Source organism: Brevibacillus brevis (genome assembly GCF_001039275.2).
GTDB lineage: Bacteria > Bacillota > Bacilli > Brevibacillales > Brevibacillaceae > Brevibacillus > Brevibacillus brevis_C.
The window spans coordinates 4,510,668-4,526,563 of record NZ_CP030117.1 but is presented as its reverse complement, the minus strand read 5'-3'; the positions used below and the strand labels follow the sequence as shown (position 1 = coordinate 4,526,563).

Here is a 15,896-nt window from a genome sequence, read left to right as displayed (position 1 = left end):
CTGGAGCGGATGAATATGAGCTACCGGAAGAGAAGATTCTGGTTAAGCTTATCGGACGCAGGAATTATCAGCTTGGCTGTCTGGTTGGCCTGCCTGGTTCGATTTGATTTTTCTTTCACAGAGATAAGCGAATATCAACCTATGTATTTGATGATGGGCCACGTACTGTTCGTCGTGACAGGCATGCACTTTGCTCAACTTTATCGACCTGTATACCGCTATGTCAGTGTTCGTGAACTGGTCTCGATTATTTCAGCCACGAGCATTTCCATCTTGGCTCTCTACCTCGTACTGAAAATGACGTACCTGCTTGGTTGGTCCATCCGATTTCCCACCTCACTTTTTCTCATGACGCTAGCCTTTGTTTTGCTCGGGATCACAGGCTCTCGGTTTGTATGGAAGTGGTGGTATGAAGAGCGAGAGAAAAGAACGCAGGATCGCAGGCGCACATTAATTATCGGGGCAGGTAGCGCAGGTGTGCTCGTAGCCAGAGAGATGAAAACCTCGCCTTTGTCGGAGCTGCGTCCCGTTGCCTTTATCGATGATGAGTCCAGCAAACAAAATCTGCGTGTGTACGGCCTGCCCGTTGTGGGGAATCGGGCTGACATCGCCCGCGTGGTGCAACGACTTTCCATATCAGACATCGTAATTGCCATGCCATCGGCTTCCCGGCAGACGATTAAGGAGATTTTCGACATTTGCAAAACGACGAGAGCGAGCGTCAAAATTTTGCCGCATGTAGCAGACATCATTAGTGGAAAAATCACGATGAACATGATTCGGGATGTAGCGTTGGAGGATTTATTGGGGAGGGAGCCTGTTCAGCTAAATCTGGAAGAGATTACGGGGTACTTGCGGCAGCAAGTTGTACTTGTGACAGGAGCGGGCGGCTCGATTGGGTCCGAGCTTTGCAGACAAATAGCTAGATTTGGCCCAAGGAAACTTCTTCTCTTGGGGAACGAAGAGAACGGCATTTTTGAAATGAGCCTGGAGCTCTCGCGTTTGTGTCCTGAGCAGGAGACGGTCAGCCTGATTGCGGATATACGTGACAGAAAAAGAATTGCATCGATTATGCATGAGTATCGTCCCGCCGTTGTTTTTCATGCGGCAGCTCACAAGCATGTACCGTTAATGGAGAACAACCCGTGTGAGGCTTTGAAGAATAACATTCTGGGTACGAAAAACGTTGCGGAATGCGCGCTGGAAACTAGCGTCTCTCATTTCATCCTGATCTCGACGGACAAGGCAGTGAATCCAACCAGTGTGATGGGTGCTACGAAAAGGATCGCTGAGCTTCTAATCCAGGGCTATAACCATTTCGGACTTACCCGGTTTGCGGCTGTTCGTTTTGGAAATGTCCTGGGGAGCAGGGGGAGTGTCGTTCCCGTTTTTCTCAATCAAATCCGGGCAGGTGGACCGATTACCATTACACATCCAGATATGGAGAGATTCTTTATGACCATTCCTGAGGCGGCCCAGCTCGTCATCCAGGCGGGAGCACTCGCTCAGGGAGGGGAGATATTCATCCTCGATATGGGGAAACCGGTCAAAATTGTCGATATGGCCCTCGACCTGATTCGCTTGGCAGGCTTGGAGCCCGGGAAGGATATTCCGGTTGTATTCACGGGAATTCGTTCGGGGGAGAAGTTGTACGAAGAAATTTTAACGGCGGAAGAAGGCTTGTCGTCTACTTGCCATAATCGGATCTTCATTGGGAAGCCGCTCGATTTTTCCTGGAATGAACTCTTGGCAGGGATCGCCCGATTGGAGCAAATTGCAGACAAGGGAGCGACGCTGGAGGACAAACAATCCATCATCGAGATTTTGCAAGGGATCGTTCCAGGCTATCATTCCACTTCTTACGTGAAGGAAGAGTCTACGCCAGTCCCTTATCAAGTGGCGATCGGATGAGCGTCAGCCAATGGAAGGAAAAGATCGCCACGATAAAGTGGAAGCGGCTGTTTGTATGGGGAGGGTTGATTTGTCTCATCAGTTTGAGTGGTTATGGTGTGTACGTCTATCTGTCGTTAAAAGAAACGGCAAGCAAAATGTACCTCCCTATCCGCACACAGAAATCTGTCGAGGTACCTGTAGCAACTGAACCAGCATCAGTGAGGCAATCGCCGACCGTGAATTCCCCAGAAGAAACTACACCACCTGCGGCTGAAGTGGAGCACTCCGCTATCTTGCCCAAAGAACCAATCACCCTGCTGCTTCTTGGCGTTGATGAACGAGAGAATGACAAGGGGCGCTCTGATGTGATCCTCGTACTCTCCGTCAACCCGAAAACGAAATCGGCGTTGCTCATCAGCATACCACGTGATACGCGAACCGCTATGGCTCACAAAGGTACCCAAGATAAGATCAATCACGCCTATGCATTCGGCGGCGTGCAGCAGGCAGTAGACACCGTGGAACAGTTTCTTCAATTTCCCATTGATTACGTGGTGACTGCGAATATGGAAGGATTCGCAGGTGTGATCGATGCACTGGGTGGAGTGGAGGTCAACAACAAGCTAGCCTTTACTTATGCCGATTACACCTTTCCGGTCGGTCCCATCCAGTTAGACGGGAAGCAAGCCTTGGTCTACGCTCGCATGCGCTACGAAGATCCGAGAGGCGACCTCGGTCGCAACGAAAGACAGCAAGAAATCATCAAGGCATTGCTGGATAAAGGTGTAACCCTTGCATCGCCTACTCGATTGAATGATGTGCTTACGACGATGGGGAAATACGTGAAAACGAACATGACCTTTGATGTGATGAAGCAGCTTGCCCTAAGCTACAGCACGGCAGTTACCTCCGTCGAGACGATTCGTTTGGAAGGAAAGGGTCAAATGATCAATGGAATCTACTACTATATCGTCAGCCCGCAAGAGCGTGAGAGGTTGACTGAGAGTCTTTCAACTTTTCAAAAACAAATCGAACCTCCCGTACAACTGCCGAAAGAAGGAAGTGACAGCATAGCGGGGCAAAGGGGGAAGCAGGATGAATGAGGAGCTTAATTTTCGTGAAATACTCCTGATGTTGTTGAAGCGATGGAAGCTGATCCTTTTGATTACCTCTTTGTGCACCATCGGAACAGCGCTCGTGAGCTTCTATTTACTGACACCGATTTATCAGGCTAAGACGGAAATATTAGTGAATCGCTCGCTGGATTCAACCGTAGAGAGCATGCTATCTGTCGCGGAAATTGATTCCAATCTGAAATTAATTGAGACCTATCGCGTGATTATTGAAAGTCCGCGGGTAATGGAACGCGTGCTCGAAGTGATCGGGGCCGGCGCTACGATGGAGGATCTGCTGCTTCAGACGAAGGTGGAGCCAGTCAAGGACTCGCAGGTCATTTCCATTACGGTAGAAGACCCGGATCAGGGCAGAGCTGTGCTCATTGCCAATACAATCGCGACGACCTTTCAGGGAGAAGTCGTCAAAATGCTTAGCATGAACAACGTGCATATTTTGGCGGAAGCCCGAAACAATCCGGCGGCCATTCCAGTAAGCCCAAAACCGATCCTCAATTCGGTGATCGCCTTTGTCCTCGGGTTGGCAACGTCTATGGTCGTCGTCTTCTTGCTTGTACAGATGGATACCCGACTTCAATCGGAAAAAGAAGTGGAGGAGTATTTAGGCTTACCTGTACTGGCAACCATTGCGGTGATTGACAAAAAAACGCGGAAGGCATTTCGCCAGCCCAAGGTGGAGGAAGTGAGGAATGAGTATGAGAAGGCAGAAGCCTGATGATCGTTACCAAAAGCTGATCGCCCATTGGGAGCCACTGTCACCGCTGGTAGAAGGCTACCGTACCCTTCGCTTAAACATTCAGTTTTCCATGGGCGACAAGCTGATGCAAACGATTTTAGTCACCAGTCCAGGGGCTTCTGAGGGAAAAACGATCACCGCTGCCAATCTGTCCTTAATGATGGCAAAGGATCACAAAAAAACGGTGCTACTTGATTTTGACTTGCGCAATCCGCGCGTACATTTCACCTTTGATATGCCGAATCTGTACGGGATCAGTTCTTACTTTTCGGATATGTGCCAGATTCCCGATATCATCCAACCATCTGGCGTATCAGAGCTGTCGATCATTACGGCAGGGCCAATCCCGCATAATCCAGCGGAAATGCTCGGGACGCCACGGCTCTTGGAATTGATGGCATACCTGCGCCAGAACTATGACTTTGTGATTGTTGACAGCCCGCCATTAATCGTAAGCGATGCAATGGTGCTGGCGAGGGAAATGGACGGCTGTGTCATGGTGGTGGATGCAAGCAAGACGAAGCGGGATTCTGCCGTCAAGGCGGTAGAGCAGTTAAAAGCGGCAGGCGCCAATCTGCTCGGTGTTGTTCTCAACAACAAAAAGGTAGGGAAGAGAGAAGGCTACTACGGATATGGGTACAACGCATAGCGGAAAGCGGGGCGTTTGTAAGCATGCATGCCCTCAAATTAGCTTGGCAACGACAATGGAACCGTCTGCATAACGATCGCGATGTTCACGAAGTGATTCGCGGCTCGGCCTTCACGTTTTTGTTTCGGCTCCTTGGCTTCGTACTGCTCTATCTTTTGCAGTTCTACATTGCCAGAGAGTATGGAGCCGAGAGCCTGGGCATCTATTCGCTGACGATCACCCTGATGAACATTGGAATGGTGCTGGCCGTTTTGGGGACAGATACAGCCATCATCCGCTTTCTCTCGGAGTTTCGCGCGAAAGGCTCGCTTTATCAGATTTCCGAAGTATTCAACAAAGTAGTGCTGTGGGCGACACTGATTTCGATTGTGCTTGGGGTACTTTTGCATGTGTTCTCAGAGCAGGTGTCTGCCTACGTGTTTGCAGGGGAGCTGCCAGCAGAGGCACTGCGAGTCGTCGCGTGGATGCTCCCGTTTGTGTCACTCGCAAGGCTGTATGCATCTGCATTTCGGGCACTTCATCGGGTTGTCATCTCGATCACTGTCGATATCGTCGGTATGCGTTTTCTGCACTTGGCGTTTCTTTTCATCGCCATTCCTTTTTTTGAACCCAGTACGATGCTCTTGATTCAACTGCTCGCAGCTGCTGTTATTTTGAATGCCGTCTATGGGATGGGGCAGTGGTATGCGACGAGCAGAGGTTTCCGTAACAGTGTACAGCCGACTGCGGGAGAGCCTGGTGTTGGGTTGAGGGAAATTATTGCAGTCGCACTCCCGATGTATCTCAGTGCGTCGATGGAATTGATCATGACGTGGACAGATATGATCATGCTGGGCATTTTTACGGATGCAAAAACAGTCGGAGTATACAGTGTGGTCATTCGTCTGGCAATGGTGACGGGCTTTGCACTGATTTCTATCAATACGATCCTCTCTCCGAAGTTCTCTGAGCTGTACGCACGTAATGATATGGACGGCTTGAAAAAGATGATTGCGTTTGCCAATCGGCTCATTTTCTTCACCTCTGCTCCTCTCAATCTGCTAGTGGCGATATGTGCCGTTCCATTGCTCACTTTTTTTGGCGAAGAGTTTGCGAGCGAGAGCCTCGTCCTTGTAATCCTGTGCATGGGGCAGTTTGTCAATTTTTGCACAGGCAGTGTTATCCCCTTATTGACGATGACCGGGCATCAAAAAACGGCCCGCAATATTCTTGTCTGTTCAGCTGCACTAAACATAATCGGAAACGCTTGTCTCATTCCGCTGTATGGAATTATTGGGGCCGCCATTGCTACTTCAATCAGCCTGATCTGTCGAGATCTTTGTGCTTCGTATTGGGCATCCAAATATTTTGGCTTTCGTACGTGGTATATCCCGTTTTTATCCGAAAAATATTCCGTCTCGCTCCAGGAGACGAGGTCATGAAGAAGGTGGCTTACCGTGAAGGATGAGCTGTATCCGTCTATGTTTTGGGATAGTGAAGAGACACGCCATTGCCGTGTGCAGGTGCAGAAGCCGTGGAGCAGAGAGGAATTTTGGTCGTACTACTTCACACGTCGCATCTCCATCTACGTGAGCTTATTGCTGACCCGCAAAACACAAATATCCCCCAACGCAATTACAATCGGGGGCATTATCGCCGGACTCCTTAGCGCAGCAGCATTTATGTACGGAACGGCGGCATCCTTTCTGCTCGGCTGCTTCTTCTGTCAGGTGTGCTACTTGGCGGATTGCGTCGATGGGGAAGTAGCTCGCATGCGCAACCAGAAGAGCAAGGGAGGAGAATGGCTGGACATCGGGCTCAACTATGCGCTCTACCTGGTGTCATTCGGTGTGATATACGGCATCATGAATCATCACGCGATATGGGGTCCGTGGCTGCTCTATTTGATTCTGCTCACGATTTTTGCAGAGATTTTGGCGACCAATGGCTCCGATCTCGTCTTTAGTCAAGGGAAAATCTCTCACGAAACAGTCTCTATGAGAAAGCGCAGCAAATCGATCGATGCTTTGGTCTTCCTTTTTCTTACCCAAACGGGCTATCAATTGGGCGTGCTTGTTACCGCATTTCTGTGGGCAATCAGCGGTCAGATGCTATTTTTGCTCCTATGGACCTTCTACCACCTGTTCGTCGGACTGGCCAGATCGATGTACAAGCTGAAGCTGAACATCAAATACGTCATGCCATCTCTGAAAGAAGGAGGGGAGTCGGATGAAGGCACTACTCATGGCAGCAGGTCTCGGGTCACGAATTAACGAGCACATTGATGGAATTCCCAAATGTACAGTTGATATCGGAAGCCAATCACTCATTGAAAATACGATAACGGAGCTAAGGCGCCACGGAATTGAAGAGATCGCGATGGTGGTGGGCTATCAAGCTAACGTGATTACCCAGTTGCTCAGAGATGAACCTATTCGTTTTTATCACAATCCTTTTTATGATCGGACGAATAGTATGGTGTCCCTCTGGTTCGCCCGCGAGTTTTTGCAAGGAAGCGACTGCTTGCTGTTGAACGCCGACGTTTACTTTGAATCGAAGGTACTGGAAGTCGTGTTGCAAGAGACCGCGTGTCCCGTCATGTTTGCTGATCCAGTCCGTCGTTTTGAGGGGGATTATAAATTTGGCTATGAAAACGGATTGCTGCTCCGCCATGGAAAGGAGCTCTCACTGGAAGAGACAACTGGCGAATACGTTGGAATTGCCAAACTGCAAGAGAGTTTTCTGCCGATATTTTTGCCGCGCTTACAAAGGTTGATTCAGGAGAAACAGTATGATTTGTGGTGGGAAAATGTTCTCTATTCTTTTTTGGGCGAAAGGAATGTGTATGTCGCACAAATACCACCGGGATTGTTTTGGGCAGAGGTTGATACGTGGGAGGATTATCGGCGAATCCTGCAATTCACCAACCAACTGGCGCACAGGTAAATGATGATCAAGGAGAAACTCTCACCGGACAAGGTCCTGCTTTTGCTATATGTGGTGCTTAAGCCCTTCTACTTCTTCCCAAGTGGCAATCCGCAAATCGCCGATTTTATCATGCTTATCTTGATCGCCTACAGCTTCTTGTTTCGGCTGGGTCGGGTCAACCGCAGACTCGGGCTTTTTCTCTTCCTTACCCTTCTGTTTTTGTACGACATTATGATGGTGAATGGCATATGGACGATTGCACTCGGTGGGGAAATGGATGTATTCAGCTCGACCAAGTGGTATTTGTACAACGGAGCCGTGATGCTTGCCTTGACTATTTTGTTCAGGCGCAACCCTCAAGAGTACGTCAAATGGGTCTTTTTGGCTACGTCCACCTCCTTGCTCGTTCAGGCATTCATTCTCGTGTCAGGACTGTCACCGGATAGCGGAGAGTTCAGGCAATCCTTGTTCTTCAACAATCCGAACCAGCTCGGCTATTTTGGGCTTTTGTGCATGGGGATATGCCTGCTGTGCGCTCGCTTCGTGTCTGTGAAGACCATTCCTCTCTTTATTGCTATCGGCACGGCGTTCAGCATCATTGCAGCGTCCTTGTCCAAAGCAGCGATCATTAGTGCTGTAGGGATGTACCTCGTTTTTTTGCTCCTCTCCATCAAAGAACGAACGGGCTTGTTCTGGATGAATCTGCTATGCGTGCTCGTTTCGTCCTTCACTGTTTTCTTCATCTATTTGTACACCAACGAAAACGTGCTGAGCGATGCTTCTATTTACACGCAAATTGAAGAACGAATGGTAACACTCGGCGAAGATTCGGATGACAATTTGGCAGCGCGGGGCTATGACCGGATTGCCAACCATCCGGAGTACATTTTGTTCGGAGCAGGGGAAGGGATGTACGAGCGATTTAACAGCAGCATTTCGTTGGAACTCCATTCTACCTTAGCCAATCTGTTCTTTTCCTACGGCGTAATGGGCACAGTGTTGTTCATTCTCGTGATTTATGGGGCGGCCCGTGGGCATCGATTGGTTGCTTGGTATCCACTTATCTTCCAAATTTTGTACGGACTCACTCATAACGGAATTCGCGAAACGTTTTTCTGGATCATGCTCGCGCTGTATTTCGTGACAGCCGAAATCAATACGCGTCAGACCAAAAATGGCGGTGATCTGCTTGAAAAAAATCTTGCAAGTATGCGCAATTGACCGCTCTGTAGAAAGTTTATTGTTTCCCTTGATTGAAAAGCTGATGGGTGAAGGCTACGAGGTGCATACTGCGTGTTCGGATACGGGGCGCTTTGATGTGCTAACAGCAAAGGGATTGACGCTCAGAAGAATCCCGATTAAGCGAAAGATCGACCCGATTTCCAATTTGGTGACAATTTGGGCATTGTATCGGCTGTTGAAAAGGGAGAAGTATGATGTCGTGCATGTTCATACGCCGATTGCCGCTGTTCTCGCGCGCGTGGCAGCAAGGCTGGCAAGAGTACCGCATGTCATTTATACAGCGCACGGCTACTTCTTTCATGAGGGCATGAGCAAAAGTACGTATCAGATGTACTACACGCTGGAAAAATGGTTTGCCCGGCATATGACCGACTATCTTTTCCTTCAGAGTCGAGAGGATTATGAGTTGAGCGTGAAGGATGGCTTCTCCTCCCAGACGGAGCGGATTCTGCACATTGGCAATGGCGTTGATCTCACAGAACGCTTTCACCCGCGACACGTAACGAGAGAAAAGGTCCAGACTATCAAGTCCTCACTGGGGCTGCGAGATGATCATGTGGTGATCACCTATGTAGGACGCATGGTTTCGGAGAAAGGAATTTTTGAGCTGCTGGAAGCCTTTCGCAAGCTGGCGGGTGAATTTCCGCGCCTGCGCCTCTTGTTGGTGGGGGACGTGTCCTCCAGTGAACGCGATCAGCGAGGTCAAGACTTCGAGGAGCTTTGCCGACAGCATCCGCAAATCATTTTGGCTGGATTCCGCACTGACATTCCGGAGCTGATGGCCACAAGCGATATTTTTGTTCTTCCCTCTCACCGCGAAGGGCTGCCTCGCTCCATCATTGAGGCGATGGCGATGGCAAAACCGATTGTCGCCACGAATATCCGTGGATGTCGGGAGGAAGTCAGGGACGGTGTCAACGGATTTTTAGTAGAACCGAAACAGGTATGTCCCTTGTATACAGCCTTAAAAAAGCTCGTAGTCGATTCCAGACTCAGGGAAGCATTCGGGCAGAATAGCCGCAGCATCGCGCTCGAGCACTTCGATGAGCGAACGGTCCTTGCGAAGCAAGCGACATTATTTGCCCAACTGACTGGTCAGGTACGAGAAGAAAGAGGGCAGGAGAAAGGAGGCAGCGGAGAAGATTGGACAAGACGGGAGCATTCGTCATTTCCCTAGACTTTGAACTTTACTGGGGCGTCCGAGACAAGAGAACCATTCAGTCCTATGAGCAAAATTTGTTAGGTGTTCGTCAAGTGATCCCCGCACTTTTGGAGCTGTTTGCCAAGTATGAAATGCACGTCACCTGGGCTACTGTCGGTTTTTTGTTTTGCGAGTCGCGCAAGGAGCTAGCAGGCGTCGTCCCACGGCATCTCCCGGCGTATTCCGATGAAAAACTGTCACCCTACCCCTATTTGGACACAGATGCGATTGGAGAGCATGAGCAGGTCGATCCGTATCATTTTGCTCCTTCCTTAATTAAGCTGATATCCTCTTACCCGCATCAATTCATCGGAAGCCACACCCTTTCCCACTATTACTGTCTAGAGCCGGGGCAGACTCCCGAAGCTTTTGCTGCTGACCTTGATTCTTTTCATAAAGTGACGCGCAAAAAAGGATACTCCCCTTCCAGCATCGTTTTTCCACGAAATCAGGTGCAGTCTGCCTACTTATCTTTGTGCAAGAAAAAGGGGTTCCGTTCCTATCGGGGCAACGAGCAGTCTTGGATGTATCACACAAGAGGGGCTGCCGAAGAGACATTGTTCAAACGAGCCATGCGACTCATGGATGCGTATGTAAATCTCTCTGGTCATAACAACTATGAATCATTGCAGCGCAGTCCAGAGGGAATGGTCGATGTTGCATCCAGCCGGTTTTTGCGTCCTTATTCTCCTCGGCTACAGCGGTTGGAAAAATGGCGCATGAAGAGAATCAAATGCGACCTCACTCATACTGCGGAGCACAAACGCTTGTATCATCTGTGGTGGCATCCGGAGAATTTTGGGAACCACATCGAAGAGAATCTGTCCTTTTTGGAGGAAATACTCCAGCATTACACCATGTTACGCGAGAGGTACGGCATGCAGAGCCTCAGTATGGAGGAAGCGGCAGCGAAGTGGAATCAACAGGAGGTGCGGCATGAAGTCCTTGTTTGATCGTTGCGTTTCCTTCCTGATGCTCGTTATTCTGTCCCCGCTGATTTTGCTGGTGAGTCTGCTCATCCGTTGGAAGCTGGGGTCTCCGGTTTTGTTTGTACAAGAGCGACCAGGTTTGCACGGAAAACCATTTTTCATCTATAAATTTCGCACGATGACTAATGAACGCGATGAGAGTGGAGGGCTTCTCTCTGACGAGGAGCGACTGGGATCTTTCGGAACACTTTTGCGCAAGTATAGCCTGGATGAACTGCCGCAATTGTGGAATGTGCTTCGTGGTGAAATGAGCCTCGTAGGGCCGAGACCGCTACTAATGGAGTACTTGCCCCTGTACACGCCGCGGCAGTTGAAGCGACATGACGTAAAGCCGGGGATTACAGGCTGGGCGCAGGTCAATGGGAGAAATGCGATTGACTGGGAGCAAAAGTTCGAGCTGGACGTCTGGTATGTAGAAAATGGCAGCTTTTTTCTGGATATGCGGATTATCGGTCTGACGATCAAGCGCGTTTTTCAATCGACAGGCATAAATCAGCAGGGCAGCGTCACGGTAGAAGACTTCAGAGGGAGTGAAAACAGAGAGCGCGCTGGGAGGGAAGCATGTGAGCCTGATCGTACTTTCGGAACAGGATGATTGGACCGAATATTTGCGAAGGTTTTTAAAATTAGATGTGTCCTACACGAAAGAATACGTACAGCTATACGCGAAAATGGAACAGGGCACGCCAGAAGCTGTTTTTTTCAAGAGTGGGGAGAATGAGGTTTTCTACCCGTATTTGGTCAGACGTCTGGATGAGTGGATTCCCGGCTATGCCGATTTGGTTTCGATAGGATACGGAGGGCCGTTTGTTGTGGGGGGTCAGACGGCTGCCCAATTGTTCCAGGAGCAATTCCACGTCTACTGTCGGTACAAGAACTATCTGACGGAAACGGTTCGCTTTCATCCGTTGCTGGGGAATGCGGAGCTATTCGCGGGTCAAATGCGACTGGATCTGGTGAGGATGGTAACGGCGGTGGATTTGCGCCCCACACTTGCCTACATTCGCGCCCGCTATACGCAAAACGTCGGACGAAATATGAGGAAGGCAGTGGCAAACGACATCCGGATTACATTGGGCGGAACCGATTGGCTTCCTTCTTTTATCCAGCTACATCGGGAGACGATGGATCGCAATCAAGCCGCGGCGATCTACTACTATGCACCGGAATTTTTTGTGGGACTCATGAAAAAAACAGCGCTGTGCAAGCCGCGGCTTCTGCTTGCCATGCATGAGGAACGGCCGGTGGCGGGCGTGCTTTTGCTCAGTGGAAATCAATTCGCCCATTATCAGCTAGGAGCATCCCATACGGAAGACATGGCGCTTGGCGTCAATCACCTCCTCTTCGACGCCATGATCCAGCAGGCAAAGCTGGATGGAGCAAAGCTGCTTCTCCTTGGAGGAGGGAATCTGGATGGAGATGGTTTGTTCCGTTTCAAGTCCTCGTTTGCAAATGGCAATCATTTTCCTTACTGGATGGGCAAGAAAGTTCACGATGAGGAAGTGTATTTGGCTTTGTGCCAGAAATTACAAGTCGATCAGGCTGGTGAGCAAGATTTTTTTCCTGCCTATCGCAATGGGGGGACGTCGAAATGAGTGCGCAGCAGCGGATCTTTTTATCACCGCCACATATGGGGGAGGACGAGCGGGACTTGGTGGCAGACGCCTTTGCCTCCAATTGGATCGCACCGTTGGGGGAACACGTCGATGCTTTTGAGCGAGAGATTGCCCAGTATGTGGGCGTAAAAGCTGCACTGGCTGTGTCCTCTGGTACAGCTGCTATCCATCTCGGGCTAAGGCTAGCAGGCGTCGCTCCGGGTGATACGGTGTTCTGCTCCAGCTTCACCTTCGTCGCCAGTGCCAATCCGATTCTGTATCAGGGAGCGACTCCAGTATTCATTGATTCCGAGGAAGGGTCTTGGAATATGTCTCCGCTGGCATTAGAGCGAGCCCTGCGGGAAGCGGCAGCAGCGGACAAGTTGCCCAAGGCGGTCGTCATCGTCAATTTATATGGGCAGAGCGCAGATATGGGGCCGTTGATGGCGCTTTGTGAGCAGTATGGGGTGCGCGTGGTGGAGGATGCGGCAGAATCGTTAGGGGCTGTATACAAAGGGAGAATGAGCGGTGCCTTTGGGCATGTTGGGACCTTTTCGTTTAATGGCAATAAAATCATGACGACTTCAGGTGGTGGAATGCTCGTCTCCGATGACGTTGAGACGATCGAAAAGGCACGCTTCTGGTCAACGCAGGCGAAGGAGCCAGCCAGGCATTACCAGCATGAAGAGATGGGCTACAATTATCGATTGAGCAACGTACTGGCGGCAATTGGCCGGGGGCAGCTACGCGTTTTGGAGGAGCGAATCGAGGCGAGGCGAGGGATTTACAAGCGTTATGAACAAGCCCTTGGACCATTGCCTGGTATTTCGTTCATGCCTGAGCCGGCGACAGGGCGATCCACCAGATGGCTGACCGTGCTGACACTGAATCCAGCCGACACAACACTCTCTGCTGCACAACTGATCGATGCACTGGGCAAAGAAAATATCGAAGCCCGTCCCGTGTGGAAGCCGATGCATCTGCAACCGTTGTTCGCGCAGTGCCAATATTATCCGCACCAGCCCGATGAGAGTGTATCCGATCGGCTATTTGCCCAAGGTGTTTGCTTGCCGTCCGGTTCCAGCTTGATCGCTGAACAGCAGGAGCGAGTCATCGGTGTTATCACGAATTGCCTCCTGAACCAGCAACAGGGGGTGCGCCATGTATAGTTATGAGCAGATAGAAAAATGGCGCAGTCTCTGCTTGTCTTCTTTTTACGTACTGGACACAGTAAAGCTCGCCGAGAACTATCGTCGTTTCCAACGGGCTTTTACTCGACGCTATGAGCATGTAATCGTGGCGTATTCGTATAAGACCAATTACTTGCCGTTTTTATGCCAAAAGCTGCATCAGTTAGGGGCGCATGCAGAAGTCGTTTCGCGAATGGAGTACGAATTGGCACGAAAACTCGGCGTCGATCCTGCGTCGATCATTTTTAACGGCCCGCTCAAAACGGAAGAGGACATTTTCCTTGCCTTGGAGCAGGGGAGCCTGATCAATCTGGATTCTTTTTCGGAAATACCGTGGGTGGTGGCCTATGCCAAGCAGTATCCCGAGCATACGTTTCGGATCGGGCTGCGGATTAATGTGGATTTGGCCAGGGGTGGAGTGAGTCCTCTGCAAAATGGGTACGAGGTCAGCCGATTTGGTTTTTGCGTCGAAAACGGCAATTTGGAAAAAGCCCTGAGCCAGTTGGCTGTCGTCCCGAATGTGCATGTAGTCGGGTTACATGGACACTTTTCCACCAATCGCAGTGTGGGTGTGTATCGCCAAATTACGCGCCATCTATGCCGATTGGGGAAGGAGCATTTGGGCGAGCGGCTTGCTTTTATCGATATTGGAGGCGGATTCTATGGCGAGCTCCCGACCACGTTCGGGATGACGGCTGTACCCACCTTTGAAGAGTACGCCGAAGCGATTACGTCTGTCGTGAAGGAGGAGCTGGCAGAGCTGGATCATGCGCCGCTGCTGATTCTGGAGCCAGGTATTTCACTCGTGGCAGATGCCCTTGATTTCGTTTGCCAAGTCATCGATGTAAAAGAAAACAGAGGAGAGCGGTTTGTTCTCGTGGATGGAAGCATTCACAATGTTAAGCCGACGATGCACGCGCACCTATTGCCAGCCCGACTTGTGTGCAACCGCAAGTCGGTTGCCGAAGCGAGCTACCATGTCGTCGGGTATACATGCATGGAAAAAGATTATTTGCTTCAAGGCTACACGGGGCCATTGCCTGATATCGGGGATTATTTTGTCTTCGGACACGTAGGGGCGTATACGCTCGTCTTTAATCCACCATTTATTCGCGAGAGGCCGCCGGTTCTCGCTATCGACGGAAAGGAAGCGGTCGTTGTGAGGGGAAAAGAGACTCTCCAACAATTCATTCCCGAATCGGTTTATTGTTTTCAGGTTGACAAGCAGGGGGTAATGAACTGAATGAACGTACTTGTGACTAGTGTAGGCAGACGAGTCAAGCTGCTCCACTATTTTGTACGCGAATGGGGTGACACTGGCAAAATCATAGCAGTCGACTGCGATCTGACGGCCCCGGCCCTGTACGCTGCCCATCATCATGAGCAGGTGCCGCGTATCGATGATCCTGGTTATCTCGATGCCCTGCTGCAAATGTGCCAACGGTACGAGATCAAGGCAATCCTCTCTTTAATAGACCCAGAGCTAACACTGTTGGCTGCGCATGCGGATCGTTTCTACATGCAGGGCATCGAGGTGATCGTGTCCAGCCGGGATGTAATCGAGATGTGCCTGGATAAGCTGGCTACGTATGATTTTTTGTCCGCGCACCAGATTCCCGCCATTCCCACTTTTACAAAAATGGACGAGGTACAAGCAGCACTTTTGGCAGGGCAGATTACGTATCCATTAATCGTCAAGCCACGGTATGGAAGTGCCAGTTTGGGTATCACACGTGTGGAGAATGATCAAGAATTGTCCGTGCTCATGGAAAAAACGGAGGATGTCGTCATTCAACCGTTCTTACAGGCAGAGGAGTACGGAGTGGATGGCTATGTGGATTTGATCTCGGGGGAGCTGGTGACACTTTTTACCCGCAAAAAGCTGCGAATGCGGGCAGGGGAGACGGATCGCTCCCTCGCGGTAAAAGATCCGCGTTTGCTGTCATTAGCGAAGGAACTCATTCGTGTCCTAGAGCCGCGTGGGCCTATTGACATCGATTGTTTTTTGGTGGGAGATCAGTACGTTGTGTCGGAGATCAATCCCCGTTTTGGCGGCGGGTATCCGCATGCTCACGAAAGCGGAGTGAACAGTGTGTGTGCGCTTCTCCAAAACATAAAGGGTCTGGTGAATATGCCAAAAGTGGGGGAGTACAAGGAAGGTAGCATTCTGATGAAATACGATGAGGTCATGCTACTGGAGTGAGGGCAAAAAATTCCTTTTGGAGCGGGAATGGGCAGGGAAGCTAAAAACATGACAAAGACTGCGAACCTGCCCCCTATTGTATCCTCCCTGTAGATTGCTGAAATGTGCTACAATTGTAGTTGAGCGTCCACGTGATGCCGACTTCATCAAAAAGCAGG

The 15,896-nt window shown here is 50.3% G+C and carries 15 protein-coding genes; all 15 read left to right on the top strand.

Annotated elements, in window-relative coordinates; all coding sequences use genetic code 11:
• Window positions 1–15 precede the first annotated feature (15 nt).
• The 15 genes from AB432_RS21900 to AB432_RS21830 are packed head-to-tail and all read left to right on the top strand — an operon-like array spanning window position 16 to window position 15,738.
• Complete coding sequence (locus AB432_RS21900; RefSeq protein ID WP_048034073.1) at window positions 16–1,911, top strand: polysaccharide biosynthesis protein; 1,896 nt, start codon at window positions 16–18, stop codon at window positions 1,909–1,911.
• The gene (locus AB432_RS21895) at window positions 1,908–2,996 is read left to right on the top strand and encodes an LCP family glycopolymer transferase (RefSeq protein ID WP_048034072.1); all 1,089 of its coding nucleotides are present in this window, start codon (window positions 1,908–1,910) and stop codon (window positions 2,994–2,996) included. Before AB432_RS21900 ends, AB432_RS21895 begins: the two co-directional genes overlap by 4 nt.
• Window positions 2,989–3,741 (top strand): YveK family protein, encoded by a 753-nt coding sequence (locus tag AB432_RS21890; protein WP_048034071.1) that lies wholly within the window; start codon window positions 2,989–2,991, stop codon window positions 3,739–3,741. The genes AB432_RS21895 and AB432_RS21890 overlap by 8 nt, the downstream gene beginning before the upstream one ends.
• Window positions 3,716–4,411 carry a CpsD/CapB family tyrosine-protein kinase gene (locus tag AB432_RS21885; protein WP_048034070.1) on the top strand — a complete coding sequence of 232 codons (696 nt, stop codon included), beginning with the start codon at window positions 3,716–3,718 and terminating at the stop codon, window positions 4,409–4,411. The genes AB432_RS21890 and AB432_RS21885 overlap by 26 nt, the downstream gene beginning before the upstream one ends.
• Window positions 4,412–4,434: 23 nt before the next feature.
• Window positions 4,435–5,832 (top strand): flippase, encoded by a 1,398-nt coding sequence (locus AB432_RS21880; RefSeq protein WP_048034069.1) that lies wholly within the window; start codon window positions 4,435–4,437, stop codon window positions 5,830–5,832.
• A 15-nt stretch (window positions 5,833–5,847) separates the two neighbouring features.
• On the top strand, window positions 5,848–6,663 hold the full coding sequence (locus AB432_RS21875; protein ID WP_048034068.1) for a CDP-alcohol phosphatidyltransferase family protein: 816 nt from the start codon (window positions 5,848–5,850) through the stop codon (window positions 6,661–6,663).
• The gene (locus AB432_RS21870) at window positions 6,620–7,336 is read left to right on the top strand and encodes a phosphocholine cytidylyltransferase family protein (RefSeq protein WP_048034067.1); all 717 of its coding nucleotides are present in this window, start codon (window positions 6,620–6,622) and stop codon (window positions 7,334–7,336) included. Before AB432_RS21875 ends, AB432_RS21870 begins: the two co-directional genes overlap by 44 nt.
• Entirely contained in the window at window positions 7,337–8,539 is a 1,203-nt protein-coding gene (locus AB432_RS21865; RefSeq protein WP_048034066.1) for an O-antigen ligase family protein, read from the top strand. It abuts the gene before it with no gap.
• Window positions 8,499–9,737 (top strand): glycosyltransferase family 4 protein, encoded by a 1,239-nt coding sequence (locus AB432_RS21860; RefSeq protein WP_235617522.1) that lies wholly within the window; start codon window positions 8,499–8,501, stop codon window positions 9,735–9,737. Before AB432_RS21865 ends, AB432_RS21860 begins: the two co-directional genes overlap by 41 nt.
• On the top strand, window positions 9,704–10,714 hold the full coding sequence (locus AB432_RS21855) for a polysaccharide deacetylase family protein (protein ID WP_048034064.1): 1,011 nt from the start codon (window positions 9,704–9,706) through the stop codon (window positions 10,712–10,714). Before AB432_RS21860 ends, AB432_RS21855 begins: the two co-directional genes overlap by 34 nt.
• Window positions 10,698–11,345, top strand: a complete 648-nt coding sequence (locus tag AB432_RS21850) for a sugar transferase (RefSeq protein ID WP_048034063.1) — start codon at window positions 10,698–10,700, stop codon at window positions 11,343–11,345. Before AB432_RS21855 ends, AB432_RS21850 begins: the two co-directional genes overlap by 17 nt.
• The gene (locus AB432_RS21845; protein ID WP_048034062.1) at window positions 11,314–12,345 is read left to right on the top strand and encodes a GNAT family N-acetyltransferase; all 1,032 of its coding nucleotides are present in this window, start codon (window positions 11,314–11,316) and stop codon (window positions 12,343–12,345) included. The genes AB432_RS21850 and AB432_RS21845 overlap by 32 nt, the downstream gene beginning before the upstream one ends.
• A complete protein-coding gene (locus AB432_RS21840; RefSeq protein WP_048034061.1) occupies window positions 12,342–13,514 on the top strand; it encodes a DegT/DnrJ/EryC1/StrS family aminotransferase in 1,173 nt (390 codons plus the stop codon). Before AB432_RS21845 ends, AB432_RS21840 begins: the two co-directional genes overlap by 4 nt.
• The gene (locus tag AB432_RS21835) at window positions 13,507–14,778 is read left to right on the top strand and encodes a type III PLP-dependent enzyme domain-containing protein (protein ID WP_048034060.1); all 1,272 of its coding nucleotides are present in this window, start codon (window positions 13,507–13,509) and stop codon (window positions 14,776–14,778) included. Before AB432_RS21840 ends, AB432_RS21835 begins: the two co-directional genes overlap by 8 nt.
• Window positions 14,779–15,738, top strand: a complete 960-nt coding sequence (locus AB432_RS21830) for an ATP-grasp domain-containing protein (RefSeq protein ID WP_048034059.1) — start codon at window positions 14,779–14,781, stop codon at window positions 15,736–15,738.
• The last annotated feature ends 158 nt before the right edge of the window (window positions 15,739–15,896 follow it).